The sequence below is a fragment of the Iningainema tapete BLCC-T55 genome (assembly GCF_014698965.1).
Lineage (GTDB): Bacteria > Cyanobacteriota > Cyanobacteriia > Cyanobacteriales > Nostocaceae > Iningainema > Iningainema tapete.
In genome coordinates, this window is record NZ_JACXAE010000110.1 from 211,631 (window position 1) to 236,045 (window position 24,415).

At 41.9% G+C, this 24,415-nt stretch carries 23 protein-coding genes and 2 pseudogenes; 10 read left to right on the forward strand and 15 right to left on the reverse strand.

What is annotated here, in order from left to right; all coding sequences use genetic code 11:
- Positions 1-52 precede the first annotated feature (52 nt).
- Together ICL16_RS37065 and ICL16_RS37070 are read left to right on the forward strand one after the other, a co-directional pair.
- The gene (locus ICL16_RS37065) at positions 53-1,366 is read left to right on the forward strand and encodes a DNA cytosine methyltransferase (protein WP_190836574.1); all 1,314 of its coding nucleotides are present in this window, start codon (positions 53-55) and stop codon (positions 1,364-1,366) included.
- Complete coding sequence (locus ICL16_RS37070) at positions 1,359-2,165, forward strand: endonuclease (RefSeq protein ID WP_190836575.1); 807 nt, start codon at positions 1,359-1,361, stop codon at positions 2,163-2,165. The genes ICL16_RS37065 and ICL16_RS37070 overlap by 8 nt, the downstream gene beginning before the upstream one ends.
- A gap of 16 nt (positions 2,166-2,181) precedes the next feature.
- Here the strand turns inward: ICL16_RS37070 and ICL16_RS37075 are convergent.
- Positions 2,182-2,466, reverse strand: a pseudogene (locus ICL16_RS37075) (dolichyl-phosphate-mannose--protein O-mannosyl transferase); the annotation flags it as partial.
- Positions 2,467-2,496: 30 nt separating this feature from the next.
- On the opposite strand from ICL16_RS37075, the gene ICL16_RS37080 reads away from it, so the two are divergent.
- Together ICL16_RS37080 and ICL16_RS37085 are read left to right on the forward strand one after the other, a co-directional pair.
- Positions 2,497-2,982 (forward strand): hypothetical protein, encoded by a 486-nt coding sequence (locus ICL16_RS37080; RefSeq protein WP_190836678.1) that lies wholly within the window; start codon positions 2,497-2,499, stop codon positions 2,980-2,982.
- A 44-nt stretch (positions 2,983-3,026) separates the two neighbouring features.
- Positions 3,027-3,608, forward strand: coding sequence for a hypothetical protein (locus ICL16_RS37085; protein ID WP_190836576.1), 582 nt, complete (start codon positions 3,027-3,029; stop codon positions 3,606-3,608).
- Here the strand turns inward: ICL16_RS37085 and ICL16_RS37090 are convergent.
- A complete protein-coding gene (locus ICL16_RS37090; RefSeq protein WP_190836577.1) occupies positions 3,592-5,010 on the reverse strand; it encodes a dolichyl-phosphate-mannose--protein mannosyltransferase in 1,419 nt (472 codons plus the stop codon). The two genes, ICL16_RS37085 and ICL16_RS37090, sit on opposite strands and share 17 nt — an antisense overlap.
- Before the next feature lie 73 nt (positions 5,011-5,083).
- Positions 5,084-7,582 carry a phosphoenolpyruvate synthase gene (gene ppsA, locus ICL16_RS37095; protein ID WP_190836578.1) on the reverse strand — a complete coding sequence of 833 codons (2,499 nt, stop codon included), beginning with the start codon at positions 7,580-7,582 and terminating at the stop codon, positions 5,084-5,086.
- Between the two features lie 267 nt (positions 7,583-7,849).
- On the opposite strand from ppsA, the gene ICL16_RS37100 reads away from it, so the two are divergent.
- The 4 genes from ICL16_RS37100 to ICL16_RS37110 all read left to right on the forward strand — a co-directional run bounded on the left by ICL16_RS37100 (position 7,850) and on the right by ICL16_RS37110 (position 11,536).
- Entirely contained in the window at positions 7,850-9,100 is a 1,251-nt protein-coding gene (locus ICL16_RS37100; protein ID WP_190836579.1) for a hypothetical protein, read from the forward strand.
- Positions 9,101-9,102: 2 nt separating this feature from the next.
- A complete protein-coding gene (locus ICL16_RS47045; RefSeq protein ID WP_273039904.1) occupies positions 9,103-9,231 on the forward strand; it encodes a hypothetical protein in 129 nt (42 codons plus the stop codon).
- Positions 9,206-10,258, forward strand: coding sequence for a hypothetical protein (locus ICL16_RS37105; RefSeq protein ID WP_190836670.1), 1,053 nt, complete (start codon positions 9,206-9,208; stop codon positions 10,256-10,258). Before ICL16_RS47045 ends, ICL16_RS37105 begins: the two co-directional genes overlap by 26 nt.
- Before the next feature lie 93 nt (positions 10,259-10,351).
- Positions 10,352-11,536 carry an alpha/beta fold hydrolase gene (locus tag ICL16_RS37110; protein WP_190836580.1) on the forward strand — a complete coding sequence of 395 codons (1,185 nt, stop codon included), beginning with the start codon at positions 10,352-10,354 and terminating at the stop codon, positions 11,534-11,536.
- 45 nt (positions 11,537-11,581) lie between these two features.
- On the opposite strand, the gene ICL16_RS37115 is transcribed toward ICL16_RS37110, so the two are convergent.
- A complete protein-coding gene (locus ICL16_RS37115) occupies positions 11,582-12,580 on the reverse strand; it encodes an alpha/beta fold hydrolase (protein WP_190836581.1) in 999 nt (332 codons plus the stop codon).
- 109 nt (positions 12,581-12,689) lie between these two features.
- On the opposite strand from ICL16_RS37115, the gene ICL16_RS37120 reads away from it, so the two are divergent.
- Positions 12,690-12,872, forward strand: coding sequence for a hypothetical protein (locus ICL16_RS37120; RefSeq protein WP_190836582.1), 183 nt, complete (start codon positions 12,690-12,692; stop codon positions 12,870-12,872).
- Position 12,873: 1 nt separating this feature from the next.
- Here the strand turns inward: ICL16_RS37120 and ICL16_RS37125 are convergent, their stop codons facing one another.
- Genes ICL16_RS37125 through ICL16_RS37130 form a run of 3 tightly spaced genes read right to left on the reverse strand, consistent with a single transcriptional unit; the run spans position 12,874 to position 14,447 of the window.
- Positions 12,874-13,914 (reverse strand): KGGVGR-motif variant AAA ATPase, encoded by a 1,041-nt coding sequence (locus tag ICL16_RS37125; protein ID WP_238361115.1) that lies wholly within the window; start codon positions 13,912-13,914, stop codon positions 12,874-12,876.
- 39 nt (positions 13,915-13,953) lie between these two features.
- Complete coding sequence (locus ICL16_RS46410) at positions 13,954-14,205, reverse strand: DUF1835 domain-containing protein (RefSeq protein WP_238361116.1); 252 nt, start codon at positions 14,203-14,205, stop codon at positions 13,954-13,956.
- A gap of 50 nt (positions 14,206-14,255) precedes the next feature.
- The gene (locus tag ICL16_RS37130; RefSeq protein ID WP_190836583.1) at positions 14,256-14,447 is read right to left on the reverse strand and encodes a hypothetical protein; all 192 of its coding nucleotides are present in this window, start codon (positions 14,445-14,447) and stop codon (positions 14,256-14,258) included.
- Between the two features lie 469 nt (positions 14,448-14,916).
- Here ICL16_RS37130 and ICL16_RS37135 point away from each other — a divergent pair, with 469 nt between their 5' ends.
- A complete protein-coding gene (locus tag ICL16_RS37135) occupies positions 14,917-17,058 on the forward strand; it encodes a dynamin family protein (RefSeq protein ID WP_238361117.1) in 2,142 nt (713 codons plus the stop codon).
- Between the two features lie 126 nt (positions 17,059-17,184).
- Here the strand turns inward: ICL16_RS37135 and ICL16_RS37140 are convergent, their stop codons facing one another.
- The 8 genes and pseudogenes from ICL16_RS37140 to dnaJ form a co-directional block, all read right to left on the reverse strand.
- Entirely contained in the window at positions 17,185-17,409 is a 225-nt protein-coding gene (locus ICL16_RS37140) for a DUF2281 domain-containing protein (protein ID WP_190836584.1), read from the reverse strand.
- Between the two features lie 32 nt (positions 17,410-17,441).
- Positions 17,442-17,684, reverse strand: a pseudogene (locus tag ICL16_RS37145) (Uma2 family endonuclease); the annotation flags it as partial.
- 2 nt (positions 17,685-17,686) lie between these two features.
- Complete coding sequence (recG, locus tag ICL16_RS37150; RefSeq protein ID WP_190836585.1) at positions 17,687-20,197, reverse strand: ATP-dependent DNA helicase RecG; 2,511 nt, start codon at positions 20,195-20,197, stop codon at positions 17,687-17,689.
- Positions 20,194-21,225, reverse strand: a complete 1,032-nt coding sequence (locus ICL16_RS37155; protein WP_190836586.1) for a hypothetical protein — start codon at positions 21,223-21,225, stop codon at positions 20,194-20,196. Before ICL16_RS37155 ends, recG begins: the two co-directional genes overlap by 4 nt.
- A 78-nt stretch (positions 21,226-21,303) precedes the next feature.
- The gene (locus tag ICL16_RS37160) at positions 21,304-21,879 is read right to left on the reverse strand and encodes a Uma2 family endonuclease (RefSeq protein ID WP_190836587.1); all 576 of its coding nucleotides are present in this window, start codon (positions 21,877-21,879) and stop codon (positions 21,304-21,306) included.
- A gap of 16 nt (positions 21,880-21,895) precedes the next feature.
- Positions 21,896-22,954: a small ribosomal subunit biogenesis GTPase RsgA gene (gene rsgA, locus ICL16_RS37165; protein ID WP_190836588.1), complete on the reverse strand. Its 1,059-nt coding sequence runs from the start codon at positions 22,952-22,954 to the stop codon at positions 21,896-21,898.
- Entirely contained in the window at positions 22,954-23,208 is a 255-nt protein-coding gene (locus ICL16_RS37170; RefSeq protein ID WP_190836589.1) for a sulfurtransferase TusA family protein, read from the reverse strand. Before ICL16_RS37170 ends, rsgA begins: the two co-directional genes overlap by 1 nt.
- Positions 23,205-24,332, reverse strand: a complete 1,128-nt coding sequence (dnaJ, locus tag ICL16_RS37175) for a molecular chaperone DnaJ (RefSeq protein WP_190836590.1) — start codon at positions 24,330-24,332, stop codon at positions 23,205-23,207. The genes ICL16_RS37170 and dnaJ overlap by 4 nt, the downstream gene beginning before the upstream one ends.
- Positions 24,333-24,415: the final 83 nt, after the last annotated feature.

The window sequence follows — 24,415 nt, forward strand, 5'->3', positions numbered from 1 at the left end:
TTCACTCTGTTAGACTAGAACAGCTATACTAAGGCAACTACGGCATAGTCGAATGAGTAGCAAGCAAAGACCGATTGGTGTAGATTTATTTGCAGGTGCTGGTGGCATGAGCCTTGGCTTTGAACAAGCTGGATTTGATGTGCTTGCTGCTGTGGAGATAGATCCCATTCATTGTGCCACCCATAAGTTCAACTTTCCGTTTTCGTCTGTCTTGTGCCAAAGTGTTGTGGAGACAACAGGAGAAGAAATTAGAAAACGTTCTGCTATTGGCAATCAAGAAATTGACGTTGTATTTGGCGGCTCTCCTTGCCAAGGTTTTTCAATGATGGGCAAACGCATTTTAGAAGATCCGCGCAATAGGCTTGTGTTTCACTATTTACGAATAGTTTTAGAGCTTCAACCGAAATATTTTGTGTTTGAGAATGTAGCAGGACTGACTGTTGGTAAACATCGGCAGTTTCTCTTAGAAATTATAGAAGAGTTTAATGCTAACGGCTATGAAGTAGAAGCAGATTATCGCGTACTAAATGCTGCTAATTATGGAGTACCTCAAGATAGAGCCAGATTATTTCTTTTGGGATGTCGTCAAGGTTTGTCTCTACCTAAATATCCCCAACCTCTGACTAAACCAAACTCTGTGAAAAAATCAAAATATTTTGTAGTACGTACCGATTTACCAGCAAGTCCGACAGTTTGGGATGCCATTGGCGACTTACCACCAATAGAATTAATCCCAGAATTGTTACACAGAGATTGGGCTTACGCACAGTACGGCAAACCCAGTTACTATAGCAGCCTTCTTCGAGGGCTGGCTACAACAGAGGATAATTATGCATGCGATCGCTTATTTGATTCCAGAATTATCACCTCTAGCATCCGCACAAATCACAGTTTAGAATCCATTGCTAGATTTAAAGAAACAAAACCTGGTGAAACCGAGCCGATTAGCCGCTTTTATAAACTTGCGTCTAGTGATATATGTAACACCTTAAGAGCGGGAACTGCTAGTAACAGAGGTGCTTTCACCTCTCCTCGACCAATACATCCTATCATGCCGCGATGTATTACCGTGCGAGAGGCGGCACGACTGCACTCTTACCCCGACTGGTTTCGGTTTCATGCCACAAAGTGGCACGGTTTTCGGCAAATCGGTAATTCAGTACCACCCCTGTTGGCAAAGGCAGTTGCCGCAGAAATTATCCGCGCTCTTGGAGTGGTTCCAGTTAAGCCTCAAGATAAGATTGAGTTAGGTTTAGAGAGTTTGCTTCAACTAAACATGTCCCAAGCCGCTCAACTTTACGGTGTATCTGCTCACGTGATTGAGCCAAGAATAAGACAAACCACAAAACTGGGTAATCATGGCTAAGGCTAAAAAACAGCCGGGAAGATACGACGTCATTATTGTTGAGATTTTTCATCGGCACTATCAGCAAGGAATTGAAAGTTTTGAGTTTAGCCGTTCAGAAATTGCCTCCGTGGCAAGTCATCTTAGTATTGCTGTGCCCAAAAACTTTGGTGACGTTTTTTATAAATACCGCTTTCGCACAGAATTGCCCAAGGAAATATTAGACACTGCACCTGATGGTTTAGAATGGCTGATCGAACTTGCCGGACATGCCAATTATCGGTTTCGACTTAGCCGAAAAAATCGTATAATTCCAAATTATAATCTAATACAAATTAAAATCCCTGACTCTACACCAGAAATTATTGCTAAATACGCATTGAGTGATGAACAAGCTCTTTTGGCAAAGGTACGCTACAATCGGCTAATAGATATATTTTTGGCGATCGCAACATATTCATTGCAAAACCATCTTCGGACTACTGTCAAAGGTATTGGGCAAATTGAAATTGACGAAATTTATGTTGGTGTCAATCGTAATGGAACACAATTCGTTATCCCAGTTCAAGCAAAGTCCGGAGATGATCAATTAGGAATTGTTCAAACCAAGCAAGATATTGCCTGTTGTCAGGCAAAATTTCCTGAGTTGATTTGCCGCCCAGTAGCTGCCCAATTTATAGCTAACAATATCATTGCCATGTTTGAATTGGCTTTGGAAGAAGATGAGATCAAAATAGTTGATGAAAAGCACTACAAGTTAGTTCCAGCAAATGAAATTTCTAGGCAAGAGTTACATAATTATAGAATACGTGAGCAATAAACATCTCCAATTAAATTCAAGAAGTAAACCACATGCGCAGTTTATAAGCGGCAGGAGAAAGAGGTAAACCTAAATAGATAGGCATCCAAAAAACGAAGGAAACTAAAATCACAAAGGTAACAGTAACACCGATCGCACGCAACTCCAGACGATAACTGCGCACACACCTCTCCACCAGCCAAGCGATCGCCAGAAATGCAAACACCACACCCGTCATATAGTGGTAGATAAAAATGCATCGCAATACCTTCACACAAGGTAATAAATTTATGGTATAATTAATCACTATATACAATTCAATTCAAGTATTACTTCCAGATCTACTATTGAGATGACGGCTGCTGCCAAATTCATTAATGCTACTGATAAAGGGAGCAGTGCTGCTTTTGGTGTCAATCAATTAAAAACTGGAAAAATTATCAAAATCATGAGTCGTTCATCTATTGGACGAGAAGTCTTAGCAAGGGTTCAAGCAGATGATATTAACCTTGTATTAAGTATTCGTAACGATGTTCCAAAAAATTTAATGGGCGGATCAAGTAGTAGTTTGGCAACTGCATATGTAAAAAATACTCAAGGCTATGAAGAAACAGTATTAACTCTTATTCATGAAGGGGTTCATGCTTTAGGTATCGGAGGTTCCCGTCGGGCAGAAGCCCTTGCAAGGCTTGCAGAAGTATCACACAAAGGGGGAGCAATTAACAGAGCCGCTATGAGACAAGTACTGCAAGATATACGTTCTACAGGAGCCTACGATCACTTACAGTGGAAAATGTATGCTCAATCTATTTACTTCAAAGATAGTGTTACATTTTAACTAATTACTTCAAGGATAATGTTACATTCTAACTCAAGTATCATATGCAAAAATCAATTCAAGACAAAGCACGTGAGCAAGCTTATACGGATTGGAAGAATAAGAGTTCTGTGTTTTGGGTAAGTGGACGTTTAGACCCCAATAAGCCTGTTCTCTCCGAAACTCAGATCTTCTATCCACGCTTTTGCTTCATTAATACGAGTGAAGATGAAGAATTTTATCAGACTTACAACCAAATGATTAATAAGTTGATTGACGAAAAAGGAATACCGGATTGGGCACCAATTAAACGTATTCCAGAAAGAGCAATTGTTCTGGAATACCTGACTAAAAATGGTCATAATCTATCGACTTTTGTTCATTCTTCTATAGCTGAGAGAAATTTGGTAAGAAGTGTATTAAATAAATGGACATTTGGTAAACCTATGATTTGGAGTCGCATTCCACAGCAATTTATTCTATTATTTGGGGGCAATACTACTGAAAAAGCAGGACGAGTTGATGTCTTAGATACTGAACAGATGAAGTGGTTAGCTACATTTGAATTTCTTCGTAAACACTACCCTAATCTGCCTTGGGATCATCAAACTAACATGGACGAATCATGCATTAAATCCAAGAAGTAAACCACATGCGCAGTTTATAAGCTGCAGGAGAAAGGGGTAAACCTAAATAGATGGGCAGCCAAAAAACGAAGGAAACTAAAATCACAAAGGTAACAGTAACACCGATCGCACGCAACTCCAGACGATAACTGCGCACACACCTCTCCACCAGCCAAGCGATCGCAACAAAAGCAAATACAACACCCGTCATATAGTGGTAGATAAAAACGCAACGAGTTACCTTCACCCAGGGTAATAAATTTATTATATAATTAATTACTATATATAATCCAATCCATGTATCCATAGAAAGCGTTACATTAGAAAAACGCTTTTGCCTTAACCAAGGAACAAGCATTTGCCTTACCAACATTCCTACCAAAAAAAGCAGCGCTGCAACACCAAACCACCACAAGAACGGATTACCCATTGCATGAACATCATAAATTACTTTGCCAGTACTACCAGGTAAAGGAGGTCCTAATACGGGTAGCCCATCGTTCACACTTTGAGTTGTTCCGTAAAAATACGCCATTGGGCGTGTCATCAATGGCCATTTATACCATGCAGCACAGTAAGGATGTACCGTGCGAGTGTTTCCACCAAGCCGTTCATGAAACCCCAAAATTTGCTTGTGTACTTCGACAAAATTATACCTTGTATCTAGTTGTAGGTGGGGAATCCAAATGATACTGTAGACTACAACTGGAATAATTCCTAAATAAAATAAGATTTGCTTAATATTAATTTGAGTTAAGTTTTGTAAAGGAGATTTCGTCTCCTCATTTCTTACTCCAATCCATGAAAATATCCAAGCAACGCTCCAAATTATATAAACACCGAGAAGATACCACAAACCATTCCACTTGCTAGCAGCAGATGCACCAAAAGCAATGCCAGAAAGAATTAACCAAATACGTCGTTGCCTTTGTGCCAATGCTAATAAGAAAAACCACTGTCCCAACAAACCAAAAAAGACAATATATTGGTTAATTAAAGCATAGCGAGACTCGACGAGAAATATGCCATCAACAGCTGTGAACAAACCAGCAAATATTGCCAAGCTACGGCGATAGCTTATTTGATAAGCAATTCCAGCAACAATTAAAGGAATAAATGAGCCAAACAAAGCGTTGATCCATCTATAACTCCAAGGTGAGAGTACCTTACCTGTCAGCCCATTTACCTGATCTTGCCAAAAGGGAATATGGCTACCAATCCATATTCCCATCGCAATAATTAATTTACCTAGTGGTGGATGACCATCAAAAAACGGGACATTGTTGAGATAGTTATTACCAAATTTAGCATAATAAACTTCATCAAATACCAATGTGTTAAACCGTCCTAGTTCCCAAAATCTCAGGGTAAATGACAGTAAAAATACTCCCGTGATGGCAATCCAAAACCACTTTTTAGTCATTGTTAATTGTTAATTGCTAATTGTTAATTGCTAATTGCCAGTCTTCCATTAGCTATTAGCAATTAGCCATTAGCTAGGGACTTGTGGGATTAGCACTTTCTACTTTAGCGACTTCTAACATAGTCTTCAAAACAGAATCTGGATTGAGACTAATGGAGTCAATGCCCTGTTCAACCAAAAACTGGGCGAACTCTGGGTAATCGCTGGGAGCTTGTCCACAAATACCGATTTTGCGGTTATGCTTTTTAGCAGCAGCGATCGCCATTTTCACCATCTGCTTCACTCCTTCATTACGTTCATCAAACAAACGCGCCACCAAAGCTGAATCTCGATCCAGCCCTAATGTTAGCTGAGTTAGGTCATTAGAACCAATCGAAAACCCATCAAACACTTGTGCAAATTCAGAAGCCAAAATCACATTACTTGGTAACTCGCACATCACATAGACTTGCAAACCGTTAGTCCCCTGCTGCAAACCATTTTTTGCCATTTCTGCCAACACCAAACGCCCTTCATCAGGAGTGCGACAGAAAGGAATCATGGGGATCACATTCGTCAAACCCATGGAATCTCTAACTCGCTTGAGGGCATGGCACTCTAAAGCAAAAGCATCCCTATAACGCTCATCATAATAACGTGCTGCTCCCCGCCAGCCTAGCATTGGGTTTTCTTCTTCGGGTTCAAACTGTCTGCCCCCCAACAAGTTAGCATATTCATTGCTCTTAAAATCCGACATCCGCACCACTACAGGCTTGGGATAAAACGCAGCTGCAATCCTACCGACGCCTTGGGCTAACTTATCGACAAAATACTGAGGTTTATCATCATAGAGTGCGGTTATTTCGGCAATTTTCGCTTTGACAAATTCATCTTCTAACTTGTCAAAGTGAATCAATGCCATGGGATGAGTTTGGATGTGGTTGGCAATGATAAATTCCGTCCGCGCTAAACCTACTCCATCGTTAGGAATCGCAGACAAACTTAATGCTTCTTGGGGATTGCCTACATTCATTAAAATTTGTGTACGGGTACGAGGCAAGTTTTCTAAGGGAACTTCTTGAACTTCAAAAGGTAATAATCCCTCGTAAACACGTCCTTCTTCTCCCTCAGCACAGGAAACTGTGACTTCTTGACCATTTTTCAAAACTTGTGTAGCATTGCCGCATCCGACGATCGCCGGTACACCTAATTCCCGTGCAATAATTGCGGCATGGCATGTTCGGCCCCCAGTGTTGGTAATAATTGCACTGGCTTTTTTCATAATTGGTTCCCAATCGGGATCGGTTCTATCTGTAACTAGTACTTCCCCTGCTTTAAACCGATCTAGTTTTTGCACATCCATAATTAGGTGTGCTTTACCTTGACTAATGGCTTCCCCTACAGCACGCCCTGTTACCAAGGGGAGAGGACATTGGGGAGTTGTCATAGTTTTTTCTCCATTCCCGATTCCCCATGCCCCATTCCCCAAGACAAGATGATAACTGCGCAATACATTACCCACTTTCTGAGATTGTACTGTCTCGGGGCGGGCTTGGACGACAAACAATTCGTTGGTAATACCGTCTTTTGCCCATTCGATGTCCATCGGGGTGTAGACGCCGTGGACTTGAGAATAATGCTCTTCAATTAGACACGCCCACCGTGCTAGTTGTAAAATTTCGTCATCGCTGAGGGCAAATTTACTTTTTTCACTGACAGAGACTGGCACGTTTTTGGTAAATTTAGAGCCGTCGTCATACACCATTTTAAATTCTTTGCTACCCAATTTTTTATCGATAATTGGGCGGAAGCCTTCGAGTAGAGTAGGTTTAAATACATAGTACTCGTCTGGGTTGACTGTGCCTTGAACAACGTTTTCTCCTAAACCGTAGGCAGCTGTAATTAGGGCAGCGTTTTCAAAGCCTGTTTCTGTTTCGATGGAGAACATTACCCCTGAGGTGGCTAAGTCGGAGCGTACCATTTTTTGTACCCCGACGGCTAGGGCAACGCTAAAGTGGTCAAATCCTTTTGTGTGACGGTAGGAAATGGCACGATCTGTAAATATAGAGGCAAAGCAGCGGTGACAGGCTGCTAATACTCCTTGGATACCAGTGACGTTGAGGTAAGTTTCTTGTTGTCCGGCAAAACTGGCGTCTGGGAGATCTTCGGCGGTAGCACTGGAGCGCACTGCTACATCTGTGTCAGTGTTATATTTATCACATAATATTTTGTATGCGGCGGCGATCGCATCTCGTAAATCTACTGGGAATGGTGTATGCAACAGTAGCGCTCGTGCCTTTTTCCCACGTTCTCGTAAATTTTTGACATCATCAACATCTAAGTCTGAAAAGAGTTCGCGTAGCTGGTCTTCTAGTCCAGCAGATTTGATAAAATACCGATAAGCATAAGCCGTAGTGGCAAATCCATTAGGAACATTGACCCCTTTGGAGGTGAGTTGTTGAATCATTTCCCCCAAGGAGGCGTTTTTACCACCTACTATGGGTACGTCGGCAATCCCCACTTGGTCGTACCAAAGGACGAGCGATCGCTCTAGTGTTTCTTGTGCTAAAGTATTTTCTGATACTGAAACCATCAGGATTTTCCTCCAGGGTAGATGTGATTGTCAAATGATTGAGCGGCGATCGCGCTGTCTCTAAGTAGGATATATCACAAATACTAGTGAATCATTTTATAGTTTCTTTAGATTTAGGATAATAAATTTTAGATCTTTAAGCCTCTTACATCAATTCATAACATATTTAAAATTTCCGGAATGATCTATATCCTTGTTGAATCAAAATTTATAATATTCCCGTCCTAGCAGTGGACACAATTTTAATCGTATTCAACAGATAAATATATGCAGAACAATATCAATCATAGCTTTCCTAAAGGTCGTACAGCATTTTTAGTCATCCACGGGATTGGGGAACAAAACCCTTTTGAAACAATGGACTATTTTGCGCGAAATTTGACTAAATACTTTGAGAACCAGAATTTAGATCTCAAGCTAGAACACTTAATAGCTAAGCGTAGATTATCAACAGGTAGTATTTGGACAGAAAGCTTTGTCAGACTGAATTCAAATGATGAAAACTCGCTAATTGACATTCATGAGTATTACTGGGCATATCAGACAGAAAATCAGATTAGTGTTCCTGAGATATTGCGATGGGCGGAACAAACACTAGATGGCACAATTAAATTTTATAACCGTACAGAGAACAAACCTTTATTAGCAGAATTACTGAAAACAAAGAAAGGAAAAAGCTTCTTTGTCTTTCGCTTACGCTGGGTGACTATATTACTGCGTCTATTTAACTTGATTTACCCAGTGTTACGACTGTTGTTATGGGTTGTGTTGTCTTTGGCAAGTCCATTTCTTAGGGGTAGTTTTCTACAACCAACTTGGCAACTGAGTAAAAAACTAGTGACTCCGCTATTGGTTGACTACATCGGTGATATTGCCATATACACCACAACTGATGTAAAATCGCCAAGACAAAAAATCCGAGAACTGATATTAGCCGAATCTTCAACGTTACTTAAAGCAATTCTGAGGGATCAGCAAGCAAATTATGACCAAGTAATATTGGTAGGACATTCTCTTGGTAGCTGTATTACTTATGACACATTAAATCATTTGTGTATAGAAGCAAGCTTGCGTGGAGACAAGGGAAAAAATTTGCATCTTGATAAGATTACAGGGCTAGTAACCTTCGGTTCACCTTTAGACAAAATCGCCTTTTTCTTTCGTGAAGTAGCGCAGCAGGGACAGTACATTAGACAGCGGATATTGGAACACCTCAACTCATTTCGTGTGAAACCTGTAGCAAATGAGAGTTCATTTTTTACCACTCATCCAGTAAATTGTCACCTAGATCAAGTAAAGTGGGTGAATTACTACCATCTCCAAGATCCAATCAGTGGTCATCTGGATTACTACGAGAACCTAGAAAATGTACGGTTGGAATTTCCAGCTACTTGGGGAGAACAAGGACACTTGGGTTACTGGACAGATCCTAATTTTTACGAAGAGATTGCTAAACGCTTCCTGCATACCGTAAAACAAAATGGGGAGATTGAAAAGAGCGCAAGTGCAAGAAATTAGTCATGAATTACTTCAGACTCAGGACTAATGACGGCAACGCACGCTACACTACCCAATGGCAGAAGTCTCTCGTTTCACACAAAGCCATTCCCGGAGACAAAAATCATGGCAAAGTACGACAAGGTTTTTAATTCAGATAAGAAATTAGAAGAACCACTCTCAACTGAAGAAGCGTTAGCGGCGGTTGCCGTTGTCACAGCAGTTGCTGATTCTTCCTTAGAAGATGTGGACGTAGATCTTTTAGTTGATGTACTTTGGGGATTCGAGGTTTTTGAAGACTACTCAGATGACGATTTGTTTGAAATAGTCGATAGACTAGTCGCGATCGCCGAAGATAACTCAGTGGGTGCGCTGTTTAACACTGCGAAACAATCTCTCAGTAACGATTTATTGGAGGACGCTTTTGCAGGCGGAGTCAGCGTACTCATAGACGAAGATGAACTACGTATTCCCAAAGGGAAAACGACTTTGCTTAAAAAGCTACAGGAAGCTTTGAATTTAAACGATGAACAAGCGAAAGAAATTATCGAAGAGGTAATTGCTGCGTTTGAAGAAGCAGAAGAAGAGTTCCTTGAAGACGACGACGAGGAAGAAACACTACCACAGGAAGAAGATCATCAGTTCTATGAATCGCCTAATGGTAATTTTACAGTACCGATTCCTGTAGACGTTCAGCAAGGTGGCAGAGTACAAACTAAAGAAGGGCTTGTCAGCTTTTCCGATGACTTTGGCACAATGCTCCAAATAGATTACCATGCTATTCCTGAACAAGAAGCAAAGCAAAGGTCGGCGGCGGCACAGGAAAAATATCTCAAGTCAATTCTACTAGATAAGTATGTGCCTGAGGCGATCGCTGCCAATTTACCTGGTGCAACAGTAGAGCATACCGAATATCTGAACGATATATTTACCGGAGCTTACTTTGCCTTAGTTAATATGCCGGAAGGTTCAACAATTTCTAAGACAGGAAACAATGGCACTGCTACCAGGTTGAATGCTAAACGTGGGCTACTCACTTTTTCCGAAGGCGATTTCATCTACATAGTCAGCAGTCAGCGCAGCTTTTCTCAAGGCGAAACTCCTGGTTCTGTTGAAGAAGAAGCGGAGGAAATTAAGCAGAGTGTTTTAAATTTTGTTGACACCATCGAGTTCACATAGTCAATATAGGGTTAATACGGTGGTACGTGTGTAGAGGCGAACAACTGTTCGCCTTTACTATCAACCATCACTAATAACTCAATATTCCAGTTTATGACCACGAACATTAGTACCAGCATAAATCCTAGCGTCGAACAAGTTAGGAAAACTCAAGAAGCTATTGATGCGTATATTCGCAGCATAGATGCTAACCCAAATCATCGAGCTGGTGCTTACCCCTACTACCGTTTCCACGAACCAGGACAACCGATTCGTGGAACTGTGGTCATTTTTCACGGCTTTAGTGCTACTCCTCACCAAATGTGGCGATTAGCAGATTACCTATTTTCTGGTGGATTTAATTTCTATCAGCCCTCCATTGCCGGTCATACCTTTATTCCACCAGATAAATGTTGGCCTCAAGTCGATCTCAAACCAGAAATTGCCATCCCTTTGCGCCAAAAGATACAGCAAGATCCAGTTTTACAAAACTTTCTTGCTAATTTGGCTTCTTCAAACTTAGAGCAAATTCGTCGTCCTAGCTCTCAAGAACAGGCGGCGTTGGTTGCCCGTTTGTTAGCGATCGAGCCAAGGTTACTCGATATTATTCAAGCGATTCAGCAAGAGAACGATCCCGACTTTGACAAGTACTTTATCTCGTCCCACATGAATTATGTTACCGAGGTGCGTGCGCAAATTGCACAACTAGATGCAATGCCAGGACCAATTTATACAGTGGGGTTATCAGTTGGCGGAACAGTAGCGTTGTGTGCTGCAGCACAACGACCAGATCGGGTGAAGAAAGTTGTCGCTTATGCACCACTTTTGAAAGTTTATGACGATCAGCGACGCCAATACATTATTTTAACAGGACCACTTGATATCCAAGAGATGGGCTGGAACCCACAATTGCGATTTCCAGTTGGGGCGTTGACTGCTTGCGATCGTTTTGGGAGCTTTGTCCGCAATAGCAAGAATGTGGCTACCTTAAAGAATATTCCTACATTTATGGTGCTGACGGAAAATGAGGATGCCGCTGACATCAATACTAACAAAGATTTCTTTACGAAAATCGGCGGTAAGCAAAAAGGGCATCATTTTTACATGTATCCTGCCTCTGACTTAGTACCGCACCCAATGGTAGATCCCACAGAAGTTAGTCAAAACATGAGTAATCGCTTTTGGCAAAGCCTTTATCAAGAAACTTTTCGCTTCTTGACAAAAGGTGAGGTTAATGCTATCAACATGAGTAGCATTGAGCAAGACTCTGATTTACCTGCTGTTCCACCAGTTGTGTGATCCCCACCCCCCCAACCCCCCTTATGAAGGGGGGGCATACAACTGTTATAAGGCGCTACTACAACGCACTTTCTCAACCACTTGACGAATTGCATCAATGACTAATTCTGGATCGTCGAGTTGGATTACATGTCCACTTCTATGAGCAATAATGTGAACGCCTTGAGGTGACTCATTAGCTAAATCGGCATGTAATTCTTGCAGTCTCTGAAGCACCTCTTGTGTTATGTCGAAGTCTGGCTTTCCAGACGACAAGACAATGAGGGGAATCTCAGGAAATGGCTTTGTCTTGCGTGCCTGTTCAACCTGGTTCATGCTCACTGATACCGCAGCCGATTCTTGAGCAAAGGCTTTCCCAAACTGAGTTTGGGAATAGAGTGCTTTAGCAACAGGCTGCATTGAAGGTGGAAATTTTTGGAATAAACCAGCCGCAAAAGGCAAAGAATCAAACGTGACAAGCAAACGAAGTAGACCGATGCGCCCTATAATTGGCACTACATGAACTAACAACCCTTCAAGTCGTTTGTTCAATTCAACCCATTCGGCTGGTGACTCCTCGTACATCTTCTCATGAGCTACATCTACTAGAACCATCCCAGCCACTTCTTCTGGATAGTGATAGGCAAATAGGCGACTGAATAAGCCACCTAAAGACATTCCCACTAAAACATAAGGTGGCTCAATTTCAGCCTTTCTCAAAAGTTGACGCAACTCACTGACAACTTGTTCAGCCGTGCGTGGTTCTGAGCTTAAATCACTCCAGCCATATCCTGCGCGATCGTAGGTCAAGATTCTCGTAAATTTGGCGACTTCGGGCTGCACGCACTGCCAATCTAGGTGAGTACCTCCGCTTCCACTATCTACAATAACTGTCGGATGACCTTTACCCATAATTTGATAGTGCCAATTATTACCATCAATCTCAATTAATTTTCCAGGTGGCAGAAACCTACGCCGATCGCGACTTGTGGCAAATGCTTGATAAATTGCTCCAAACCCGACTACTCCAATCACTACCCCAAGGAGCGCAACAAGCCATAGCATTTCAGTTAATTCCTATTTGAATACGTTTGCAATTGTCTCACAGAAGGCTAAACTCCAAAGTGGACGAACAATAGTTTGCATTAAAATATGATTGATGGGAGAGTAGAGTATGTGGGAAGACGAGATTTTGGAAGAACTGCACCGAATCCGTGAGGAACACGCAAAGTCTTTTAACTATGACTTCAAAGCAATATTTGCTGATTGGCAGAACAGACAAGCTGCAAGCGGAAGAGAGTTAGTCTCATTGCAACCCAAGCAGCATTCTAACAACGTAGTGCAGCGGACTGAATAGTTTAAGATTTGGCTTTGATGGACATAAGTTTTGATAGTGGTTGTTGATGCGTGGTAATTTCCAATTGTTCTTTTGCCCACTCATGAGCCACTTTCATAACTGAAGTTTGGCTTAGTTTGGATCGTGCCTCTTTCCAGTTATTTACATAAAGTAAATCTTGAGCAAAATCGGTTTCTTTTATCTCCAGCCTTGTGGAATATAAATTATCTTCTTCCGACTGTAAATAAGCAGATTGAAATTTCACCAATGCATCTTCAAATGCTGGTAATGATTTCAATTCTGGCGTTAACATACTAATTACCAAAGAAGGATCGTAATAACTTTCATCATCGACCTTTGCTTTTGGCGGTGCGACGCGACCAATTTGCGATAACACCAGATTTATACCTCTAAGAGATTGATCGTTGATTGTTGTCACAATAATTCGCTGAATTCTTGGGTCAAAAATGATGGGACTGGATATTTTACTTAAACCAGAACTCAAATCAATTAATACATAGTCAGCACCAACTGCTTTACCTAAACTATGAATAGCATTGCCGCATTCCCAAACTCCCTCTGGACTTGTGACCAACTGCTCAGGTAGAATGGGAGTATCTAATAGCTGATTATCATCAAGACACGCAGGTAAAAAATATACAGTTGACTTTCCTTCATATTTAGGGGATTTGTTAACTTCCCTGGCAAATAATGAAAGTGTTTGTTCTCTTTCAATCGGAGAGTAGTGGTAAGCTTCAAGAAAATCAATAAAAGAAACTACTGGTTGTGGCTTTTCACTCATGTTCCAGTAAGTAAGACCAGGAGCTTCTAAATCAGCATCAATAACTAATACAGTTATAGACCTATCTATTTCTTTAGCTCTATCTAACAAAGCAAAAAGATGTGCGGCTAAATTTAATGTTCTGCCCACACCACCTTTGAAAGAATAGAAAGCTATTAAACTTGGCTTCTCAATATATGGTTCTGGAAGCTTAACTATTGCTTGTACTTTTGACCTTTCCTCTTCATTAATATAAGCAATTTCTTCCCAAAACGGACGCACAGAAATATCAGTTGTACTTTTTTCCTCTCCTGGAATAAATTATACTGGCAATGTAGCATCACCAAGGTCAAGTTGGATGACAGACTGATCTTCCTGATACCAGTCTTTGAACCAATTTTTTAAAGCCTGCGCGGCATTCTCTCTGTTTTCTTTGCTAATAAGACCTATTTCCAAAGCATCGGAGAAACAACGAATCCTGACTACTCCTTCTGGTAGCTTGCTGCCATAGCTAGTTTCGCGGCAAATAGTTCTTCTCACATCAAGCCATGTTAGTAATCTGAGAAATTTCATGGTCTTTAACGATTTTTCACTGAGTTATACCTCGCTAAGATTATGCTCACTCATGTGCGTGCTTCTGTTTGATCAAGTTCTAAAAAAAGTTCTTCTGCACTCAGAGTAAGTTCTTCATCAGTTAATGCTGGAAAATTGTTAAAGTGTATAGTGCGTTTGAGTAACTCTAATGCCGTTTCCCACTTTTCAGATTCGCTTAAATTCTCAAAAGAATTAAGAAGATTTTGCACAGCTATGTTCATATCATACACAGTGGTAGAATAGAGGAGAGGCTTTTAATTAGATACTAGCAGGTCTAATGGCATCTTAGCGTGGAATTCAGTTGTGCCAAAATAAACACTTTCTCAAGAAACACCGCTCATGAAGTGACTAGCGTAGCAACCCCACGGTTGGCGACAGCAAGTGAAAGCCAAGCTTGGACTGCTCAAGGGCGAAAGTAAGTTAATTTCAACTCAAGTAGGTAAAAAGTCTGTAGCTCATTATTGTTTCTAAACTCCAATTAAAAGGGTGGGTAATCACTACTTGCTGTTGATTTATAATTTATACGAAAACAGAATAAATAATATTACTGATGTTTTTGAAAACATAAATGAATATAGATTTACTGAGTTATCGTCAGAAAGTAGGCATGGGTCAAGTACAGGTTGCTAATATACTGGGTATCTCCCATGAGAAGTTTGTCTTTATGAGCAGGCTCCTGAAACAGTTCCAATGGGGCTTTTAGTGAAATGGCTGCAAATATTTGGGCAGGACATTGCTCGTGCCATATCTGAGTCAGCACCAACACCACCATTAAAAGCAATTGATCCAGGGATTCCATACGCTGAACTATATCGCCGACTGAATTTGCTCAATCAGTACGTTGATGCGGTTCCTCCTATAGACACATTGGATCTACCAACACTACCAGCCACCCCAAATGATTTTAAAAAGCAACTCAAGCTTTACAAGCAAAAGCCTAATTTAGTACTAACTGGAGGCTTTGACGCTGGCAAATCACATATGGCGAATGCTCTGTTGGGCAGCAAAAACTTGCCTGTCGGCTATCAGCCAGCAACACGAGTCATTACATTTATTCGTCACGTCGAAGATCGTCCAGAATGGTTCAAAGACGATGTATTGATTTTTGATGAGGACTTTTGGCTAAAAGATGAGAAAGGTAAGCAAATAATTGACTTGCTACTCCTAGATGACAAGGAACGTTGTCAGCAGTATTGTTTACAAGCAGGAAGCTTCAATATTTTGCAAAAATATGGGGTACATGGTAGTAATGAGGATATAGCAGCCCATGCTGCCGTAGTCTATATGGACTCCCCTGTACTCAAAGCTTGCAATCTGATCGACCTCCCAGGTTACTCAGATCAACCTGATGAAGTATCAAAAGATGTGGAGAAGGCGAATAGCGCCGCACAGGTAGCCGATGTATTATTGTATGCTTCGCCTGCCAAGGGTCACATTAATGGTCAAGATATGATCCGCCTCGGTAGCTTACTGCGTTTACTTCCTGCTCCTGAGAATGAATACAGTAATTTCCCAACACTGGGCAATCTTTTCATTGTGGCGACCCATGCTGATCCTAGTATTTCTGACCATCAACTGACAGAAATCTCAGATAAAGCCACAAAAAGACTCTATAAAAATATAAGCGAAACCGTTTTAGAGCGTCGTAGAGAACAGACAAATCGTACTATTACTGAAGCAGATTTACGAAAAAGATTCTTTACGTTTTGGTCAGAAAGACCCGATAGATGTCAAAGTTTATTTAATGAGTTGACACAAATACTAAGTGAATTTCTGCCTCAAGCACGTATGTGTCGTGTTGAGCGGGAAATTAAAGCAATAAAGGAGGACAACATAAAAAAGTACGTAAGCCTGATTGAGGCATACCAAACAACTATTGCTGAAATAGATTTACAGCGAGATCAACTACAAGCACTCTCAGAAAATGAACCTACTCGCCAACAACAAACTCAGCATAAACGTAACAAGGTACGCCAACGTATCAATGACTTAAAAAAAGACACTAAAGCAACATTTCAGAGGTATGTAGAAAAACTGTTAAATGTCGATGCTGTAGAACAGATAATCCGAAATAAGTACAGCGATAAAAAAGAGGCGAAGGAATATGTTGCTGGCTATCTTGTAGAAAAACTTCAAAACGAGGCAGAAAACCTGATTAAAGTTAATTCTGAGAAATTAAACGTAGAGATTGACGCTTTGCTTGAAGGGTACACAGAAGCACGAGCTAAAATTCCAAATCCCGACAAAATACCTGTAGATATTCCCTTCGATGCTAAAGGTGCTTTTCTCGGTGGGCTTGTAGGTTTAACTAGCATCGGAGCCTTGTCTGCTTGGGCGGCAGCACTTGGAAATCTTGGCGGTTACATCTTAGTTGCTAAATTGGTTAGTCTTTTGTCAGCACTCGGCATTGGTTTTGGTTTCAGCGGCGGCACGGCTGGAGTAATTGCTTTCGTAGCGGCTATTGGTGGTCCTATCGTGCTTGGCATAGGTTTAGCTGCTGCATTCGCTTTCGCAGTCTGGGGTTTATTTGGAGAGTCTTGGCAAAAGCGTTTAGCAAAGCAAATTGTTAATTATTTTACCGAACAGCGAGTGCGTGAGAAGTTCACAGAAGGAATCGATCAATACTGGCAAGACACAACTAACGGTTTTGAGAAAGGCGCTGATGCAGTAGAAGCTGACTGGAACAAATATCTTAAACACTTGCGTGAGATAACTTCTCCTAAAACAGAATCAAAGGAACACATTGAAAAGATTATCAACAAACTTGAGGTACTCAGGGATTTTTTCGCCGAAATCCCTTGGTTGAATATTAACCTTGCTAAGCAAAGCTGATTCCAAGGGATAGTCTCGCACTAAGAAACCCCCCAAACTGGAAGATGTGCATACTGCTACATGCCATCCGCCAGTTTCAGGGTTTCAGGCTTAGGCAATGGCGCTCATCATCTCAAAAATCTACTACTAAATATCTTGCTCTGGAAAATTACCCCACATCTCTTTTCGGGCTTGGGCAATATCTTCTTCTGTAATATCAATGTCTAAGCCAGCCCACAATCCCTTGACACTACGAAGGGGAGGTTTAGAAGCCATTTTTTGGTGGAGAAATTCAGCAAAATCTAATACTTCTTGCTGTTTGTCAACAGGTAACTGGCGAAGTTTTTCTAATACAGCTTGCTCGATTTTCATATATTTTTCTCCTTATTTAGCAATTCTATGTACTAAATCCCAGCGCGAAAAATTTGTTGAGCAGTTAAGTTTAACTCTGGAAAGGTTGGGGATACAATACGTTCATCACCCCGAAACTGCATAACCTGGTACTCACCCTCAACCAATGAGTAAATCGAGATAGTTGGTTGTTTGGGATTGCCAAGAAAAGAGCGCCCGCCAAGAGCTAAGTAGTCTACAATCCAGTATTCAGCAATACCAATCTCTTCATAGACACCACGTTTGGTGTAATAGTCAATCACGTCAAAATTGCTCCGCCCATTAACTTCTCGTACCTAGACTTCAACTCTTCTTTCATCAGATACCAGCGTTCCAAAGTAGCATCTATCTCTATTACTTTCTCGGCTGCTTGCCTTGCCAAAAGTAAAACTTCCTCATCTTCTACTAAAGAAGCTAAGGTAAAATCTGCTACTCCTGATTGACGAGTTCCCAGCACTTCCCCAGGACCACGAAAACGCATATCCATTTCTGAGATAAAAAAGCCGTCCTGGGATTGTTCCAACACCTTCAAACGTTGCTGAGCATCGGGACTTCTGGTACTACTCATTAATAAACAGTAGGACTGAGCCGCACCACGACCAACACGTCCCCGTAATTGGTGCAACTGAGATAAGCCAAAACGCTCCGCATTTTCTATGAGCATAACTGTTGCATTGGGCACGTCTACGCCTACTTCTACCACAGTAGTAGAAACCAAGATTTGAGTTTGGCGATCGCGAAACTTCCCAATCGCCTCATCCTTTTCCGCCGAAGTCATCCGCCCATGCAGTAGCCCCACCTGAAACTCAGGAAAAACACTTTCCTGTAACTTTTGATGCTCCTCCACCGCCGATCGCAAATCCAACTTTTCCGACTCTTCCACTAAAGGTAAAACCACATAAACTTGTCGTCCTTGGGCAACTTCCCGACGAATCAAATCATAAGCATGGTTGCGTTGCTGACTAGTTAACGCCGTTGTTTGAATCTTTTGCCTTCCTGGAGGTAACTCATCAATCTGACTCACATCCAAATCCCCGTGTACAGTCAGCGCCAAGGTGCGGGGAATCGGAGTCGCAGTCATAGTTAACACATGGGGCTGCTCACCTTTTTGCTGCAACCGCGCTCGTTGTTCCACCCCAAAACGGTGCTGCTCATCAATCACCACCAAACCCAAGCGATGAAAAATTACCGGATCTTGAATTAAAGCATGAGTCCCCACCAAAAGCGGCAACTCACCAGTTTCTAACTGAGCATGTATCTGTCTTCTTTTTACAACTTTTGTCGAACCAGTCAGTAATTCCACTGGTAAATGCAAAAGATTAAACCAATTAACTAACTTGCGGTAATGCTGTTCTGCCAAAACTTCTGTCGGAGCCATCAACGCCGCTTGATAGCCAGATTGAATCGCTGCCAGAATAGCAACCACCGCTACAACAGTTTTACCAGAACCAACATCTCCTTGGACAAGACGATTCATTGGTACTGATTTTTGCAAATCATTAAGAATATCGTTGATGACTCTTTGTTGTGCGCCAGTCAACTTAAACGGCAATATTTCGTAGAAAGTTTCCACTAACTTACCTCTAGGGGCAAGAACAGCACTTGTTTGAATTTGCCGTGCTTTATGTTGCCGCTGAAGTAACCCAAGTTGAAGGTAGAAAAATTCATCAAAAACGAGGCGACGACGAGCAACTTGAAGAGTAGCAGTATCATCCGGGAAGTGAATGTTACTAAGTGCATCCTTCAACTCCATCAACCCATACTTATCTCGCAAACCACTGGGCAGAGGATCTTTAAGATGCACAGTGGAAGGCAAAACAGTAGTTACCGCTTGGCGCATCAAATCCGCGCCTATGCCTTCAGTCAGCGCATAAATTGGTACAATCCTGCCAATAGTCAGTGACTCAATCTTATCTCCTGGAGTTGCCAAAACTTCTAGTTCCGGATCTTCCAAAGTCAACCCATATTTACTTTCTTTCACTAAACCACAAGCAGCGACAACACTACCCTCTGGGTAGCGACGCTTTAAACTCTCCTGCCAAGCGCGACTAGTATAACGTGTACCAGCAAAAAAGCGATTAACTTTAATGCGACCAGTATTATCCCGCAACTCCATCTGCAAAACCATTAATTTTTGATTGCGAGGGCTAACATAGCAGTTACAGTTTTTCACCTTTGCCACTATCGTCACCGTCTCACCTGCATCTAACTCGCCGATATTTACTTGACGAGCATAATCAATGTGATCGCGGGGATAATAAAATAGCAAGTCACGTACAGTGTGTAAACCTAACCGCGCTAACTTATCTGCTTTTCTAGCTCCTATTTCTGGTAACTCAAAGAGTTTTTGGTCAATATTAGCAGCCAGCCTACGACTTACCTCCGCAACAATTGGCGACTGACGTAATTTAGGAATTGAGGAGTTAGAATAATTTCCCCCCTGCTCCCCGACTCCCCGACTTCCCTGCTCTCCTACTTCTTCACTCCCCTGCTCCATTGCTAATTGCAATTTACTTAAATAAGAGCGAGTTTGAGCTACTAAATTTTGTCTTTCTTCCAGTTCTAAATTGGGATAGGCAGCAAATTTACCCGCCAGTTCTTGCCAACGGCGGCGCTCCGAGCTTGGCAGTGTCCAAGGGAATTTGCCAAAAGTTAGACAAAGAAACTCACTGAAGCGGTATTGGTTACCAACTAAATCAGTGAAACCCTTGGATGCCTCTATTGCCAAGGCTTTTTGCAATCTTAACCAATCAGGTTTGTCGTTCGTCATTCTTCAAACCAACTTGCACGCCACGCTGCTTCTGCTTCAGCAATTGACAGTTCTCTGTGTTTTTTTAGATACTCTTGTCCTATTTTATTTAACTGAGCTAAGATTTGACGAATTTGTTTGCGCTCAGACGAGAGTTTTGCATTGGCAAATTCAATTTCTCCCAAACGCAAATTAATAGCCATAATCTGTGTCAAGCCAGTATTAGACGCAGGCTGCTCTCGATCCACTTCAATTACCAAGCTTAATATATTAGGTGGTCCAGATACCACATCTGCCGATGCTTCTGATGCTGCTATCGCCGCTTCTAAAATTTGCTCTGGTAGTTTTTTGGGTAAAATTCCTGCTTTTTGTAACGTCTGGTTAGCTTCGTGAGATAACTTTTTTAACGTTTGTTGCGTTACTCTCTCTATACTTTGTTGCCATTTTGCTACTTCTTTAGGGTTAGAGGAGACACCCAAAGTAGGCACCGAAGTAGATTCTTCGGCTTCTCCAAGTTGTAGAAACCCAATAGGTAGCTTCCCGTTTGCCGTAAATGTTACTGTTGGCGCTGCGTCTTGAGCAGAAGACAAAGTAGGTGTCACTAACTCCGCAATTTGATCTGCAATGTCGTTGACGCTAATGGGTGATGGTAGGGTTGTAGATACGCCCAGGTGGGGCGTCTCCACAGAGGGGATGCTAGATGGGGTAGGAATAGTAGAAGGAGTAGAAGAGGTTTCTTCCTCTTGTTCTTCCACTTCGTTTTCTTCTCCCTCGGAAGTAGGAGCAAGTAACTGAAACGCAGCATTTTGAGCTAATTGACGGATGGCTTGCTGCAATTGTTGTCTTTGATTTAAGGACAACTTCAAAAATTTATCAGGGTATCCTTGAGTACACAGGTGATAAGTTGCTAAAATTAACTGCTGACGCACAGCTTGCCCTAAGATAGTGAGATAACTAGTGTAAGCGCTCTGCAGTTCTAAGGCGATCGCCTCTGTTTTCTCGCTAATTACCACTATATCTTGCTCTATTCGCTCAATTGGTCTGGTCATATCTTCTTTTTATTGCCCATTTTAACAAGAAAGACCCAGATCCCCTCAGATCCCCGACTTCTTTAAGAAGTCGGGGATCTAGTCTATTCCAAAAAAGCGTTGAACTTGAACGCGAAAACCTGGCAATAGGGGTGAGGTGATTTCGTCATTTGATAGCAAGGTTGCTACTAGTTTCAATTGGGTAGCTTCTCTACGGTAAACTTCTACTTGCTGTGAGCGCCAATCAGCAATCCAATACTCTTGTACTCCTTTTAAAGAGTAAAGCTTTAATTTAGCTTCTCTGTCTCGACGTTCATTATTTACCCCTGGGGAAAGCACTTCCACAATCAGCTCTGGCGCTCCTCTCAAATGTCCCTCTTCATCTAGTAACTGAGGTAACCTCTCATAAGTAATCCACACAACATCGGGAATGACATTATCTGCATCTGTAAAAATTATTCCGGGAGTTGGAATTGCTTCGCCTAAACCACTGCTTCGTGACCAGTATTGTAACTCTAAGTGAATATTACCAATAGCCCGTTGATGACCCCAATGAGGTGCTCTAGTCACAAATAGTTCTCCGTCAATGATTTCATAGCGCTTCCACTCATCAGTTGCGAGTAACTCTAGATCAGAGGTAGTCCAGCGTACTCTTTCAGATATTATTTGACTCATAGCACCTGCTCCTTACCTAAGATTCTTCATCCTTATACAAATCTTGCAATTCCTGCAACTGTGTTTTCCGAGATTGACGGCGATATTTTTTACTTTCTAGCTTTGGTTCGTACTGAGTTTGTCCTTTACCTTTGGTTTTTACCTTGAGTGTAGATTCGGCGTCAGCTTGTTGGTTAAGTTGAGTTTGACGTGCTGTCACCTCTGGCAAAAAGTCTAAGTAATGTTGATAACGTTCCCAATCTCCTCGTACTGCACAGTCTGGCTCATCGCGATGCAGACAATCACTAAATCTACACCTTGCCACCTCTAATCTTTCTCGCGCTTCTGGGAAATAATGTACTAATTCTTCTGGTGTACAATCTAGGTCTGGCTGATTAAAGCCGGGAGTATCTGCTAGTAATCCACCACTAGGTAACTCAAATAATTCTACGTGCCTGGTAGTATGACGACCTTTTAAAAGTTTGCCAGAAACTTCTCCTACTCTTAAATTAGCATTAGGAATTAACCTATTAATTAAACTAGATTTGCCAACTCCGGAAGCTCCTGCTACCACTGTAATTTTATCTTGAAGGTGACTTGTTAATTGCTCAATATTTATACCTTTGTTGACACTAATAAATATTGGTTGATAGCCCCATTTGTTTAAGCGATCGCCAACTTCTTCTTGCTGTTTTTGAGAAATTAAATCACTTTTATTTAAACATAAAACTACATCTAAACCTGTAGACTCAGCTTTAACTAAAAAGCGACTAAGTTGATAAGGTTCTAGGGGTGGATCGGCAACAGCAAATACCAGTAGAATTTGGTTAACATTGGCAATTGCTGGACGATCTAACTGACTTTGACGGGCTAGGACGTTGGCGATCGCACCTCCACCGGAACCATCTGGTTGTACAACTACGCGATCACCCACCATTACTTGTTGGCCAATTTTTTTCAACCGTGTTCTGCGGGTACAGAGGAGAGACGTTGCCTGCAACGTCTCTACAACATCCATTTGCACCCGATAATAATTAGCTTGCACGGCTGATACCGTACCTAATAACTGCCCAGTAGTGATAACTTCCCCTTCCATTAAGCAGTTACAGGACGACGAACCAAAAGAGAAAAATAACCAGAGCGATCGCTAATTTGTTCGACCCGAAATCCTGCCATTGTCAAGCTATCGGGTACTTGCTCAATCGGTTCTCCCGGATCTAGCCAGACTTCGAGCAAACTACCGGGGTTCATTTGTTCCAAGCGTAATTTTGTCCGCACAAAATTAATCGGGCAAGGGGTGCCGCGCAAGTCAAGTTGAGCATTAGGAGTTTCCATCAAGGATTCACTCATCGTGGGTGAAACAAATTACCGATAAATCCTTCTATCCCGCCTTTACCAATACGTTCTCCTTTAATTTTAGCTAGCTTTTCTAAAAGTTCTCGTTCCTCCGTCGTCAACTTTGCCGGAATATCAATTTGTACCGTAATCATGTGATCTCCTCGACTAACGGGATTCCCCAAGCGTGGTACGCCATGATTTTCCAACTTCATCACCGTATTCGGTTGAGTTCCTGGTGGAATTACCATCTCCACTGGTCCATCTACCGTATTTACCTCAAACCGGGAACCTAAAATTGCTTGAAGGTAGCTAATTTTGACTTCTGAGAGAATGTTAATGCCATCGCGATGGAATTCTTCGTCCTCATTCACAAACAAGTACACGTATAAATCACCAGATGGACCACCGCGTTGACCAGCATCTCCTTCCGAAGAAATCCTTAAGCGTGTACCGTTGTCAACTCCCGCAGGGATGGTAATTTTTAATTTCTTGGTAACTTGATTTGCACCCTTGCCATCACAGGAATCGCATTTATCTTCGATCACCATTCCTGAACCGTTACAGGTGGGACAAGTCGAAACTTGAGTAAAACTACCGAAGGGGGTTCTCGTAACTCGGCGTACTTGACCTGTTCCAGTACAAGTTGAGCAAGTGCGGGGGCGAGTTCCTGGTTTAGCACCAGAGCCAGTACAAACTTCGCATGTTTCTAGATGGGAAATACGAATTTCTTTTTCCCCGCCAAATACAGCTTCGCGAAAGTCTAACTTTAGGTCTAATCTGAGGTCATCACCTCGCACCGGGCCATTGCGCCGTCTTTGTGTTTGACCACCCATCCCGCCAGCAAAACCGCTGAAGATGCTTTCAAAGATATCGGCAAAGCCGCCCATATCACCCATGTCTTGAAAGCCAGATCCAGGACCCACAGCAGCTTCACCAAAGCGGTCGTAGCGAGCGCGAGTTTCTGGTTCACTTAGCACTTCATAAGCGCGGTTGATTTCCTTAAAGCGTTCCTCCGCTCCCGGTTCTTTATTCACGTCTGGGTGATACTTCCGGGCTAAGCGGCGGTAGGCATGTTTGATTTCTTCTTTGTCGGCGTCACGAGCGACACCCAGAGTTTCGTAATAATCGCGGGCCATATAGCAAAGGTAAAAGTTAAAGGTTTATTGCGCGTAAGACGGAAAGCAGTTCTGTAGGCAACAGTTAAGTTTTATTAATATTT

Bases quoted from the DNA above. Each gene is read 5' to 3' on its own strand.
- ICL16_RS37065 (WP_190836574.1), top strand. From the start codon at position 53: ATGAGTAGCAAGCAAAGACCGATTGGTGTAGATTTATTTGCAGGTGCT.
- ICL16_RS37070 (WP_190836575.1), top strand. From the start codon at position 1,359: ATGGCTAAGGCTAAAAAACAGCCGGGAAGATACGACGTCATTATTGTT.
- ICL16_RS37080 (WP_190836678.1), top strand. From the start codon at position 2,497: ATGACGGCTGCTGCCAAATTCATTAATGCTACTGATAAAGGGAGCAGT.
- ICL16_RS37085 (WP_190836576.1), top strand. From the start codon at position 3,027: ATGCAAAAATCAATTCAAGACAAAGCACGTGAGCAAGCTTATACGGAT.
- ICL16_RS37090 (WP_190836577.1), bottom strand. From the start codon at position 5,010: ATGACTAAAAAGTGGTTTTGGATTGCCATCACGGGAGTATTTTTACTG.
- ppsA (WP_190836578.1), bottom strand. From the start codon at position 7,582: ATGGTTTCAGTATCAGAAAATACTTTAGCACAAGAAACACTAGAGCGA.
- ICL16_RS37100 (WP_190836579.1), top strand. From the start codon at position 7,850: ATGCAGAACAATATCAATCATAGCTTTCCTAAAGGTCGTACAGCATTT.
- ICL16_RS47045 (WP_273039904.1), top strand. From the start codon at position 9,103: ATGAATTACTTCAGACTCAGGACTAATGACGGCAACGCACGCTACACT.
- ICL16_RS37105 (WP_190836670.1), top strand. From the start codon at position 9,206: ATGGCAAAGTACGACAAGGTTTTTAATTCAGATAAGAAATTAGAAGAA.
- ICL16_RS37110 (WP_190836580.1), top strand. From the start codon at position 10,352: ATGACCACGAACATTAGTACCAGCATAAATCCTAGCGTCGAACAAGTT.
- ICL16_RS37115 (WP_190836581.1), bottom strand. From the start codon at position 12,580: ATGCTATGGCTTGTTGCGCTCCTTGGGGTAGTGATTGGAGTAGTCGGG.
- ICL16_RS37120 (WP_190836582.1), top strand. From the start codon at position 12,690: ATGTGGGAAGACGAGATTTTGGAAGAACTGCACCGAATCCGTGAGGAA.
- ICL16_RS46410 (WP_238361116.1), bottom strand. From the start codon at position 14,205: ATGAAATTTCTCAGATTACTAACATGGCTTGATGTGAGAAGAACTATT.
- ICL16_RS37130 (WP_190836583.1), bottom strand. From the start codon at position 14,447: ATGAACATAGCTGTGCAAAATCTTCTTAATTCTTTTGAGAATTTAAGC.
- ICL16_RS37135 (WP_238361117.1), top strand. From the start codon at position 14,917: ATGGGGCTTTTAGTGAAATGGCTGCAAATATTTGGGCAGGACATTGCT.
- ICL16_RS37140 (WP_190836584.1), bottom strand. From the start codon at position 17,409: ATGAAAATCGAGCAAGCTGTATTAGAAAAACTTCGCCAGTTACCTGTT.
- recG (WP_190836585.1), bottom strand. From the start codon at position 20,197: ATGACGAACGACAAACCTGATTGGTTAAGATTGCAAAAAGCCTTGGCA.
- ICL16_RS37155 (WP_190836586.1), bottom strand. From the start codon at position 21,225: ATGACCAGACCAATTGAGCGAATAGAGCAAGATATAGTGGTAATTAGC.
- ICL16_RS37160 (WP_190836587.1), bottom strand. From the start codon at position 21,879: ATGAGTCAAATAATATCTGAAAGAGTACGCTGGACTACCTCTGATCTA.
- rsgA (WP_190836588.1), bottom strand. From the start codon at position 22,954: ATGGAAGGGGAAGTTATCACTACTGGGCAGTTATTAGGTACGGTATCA.
- ICL16_RS37170 (WP_190836589.1), bottom strand. From the start codon at position 23,208: ATGAGTGAATCCTTGATGGAAACTCCTAATGCTCAACTTGACTTGCGC.
- dnaJ (WP_190836590.1), bottom strand. From the start codon at position 24,332: ATGGCCCGCGATTATTACGAAACTCTGGGTGTCGCTCGTGACGCCGAC.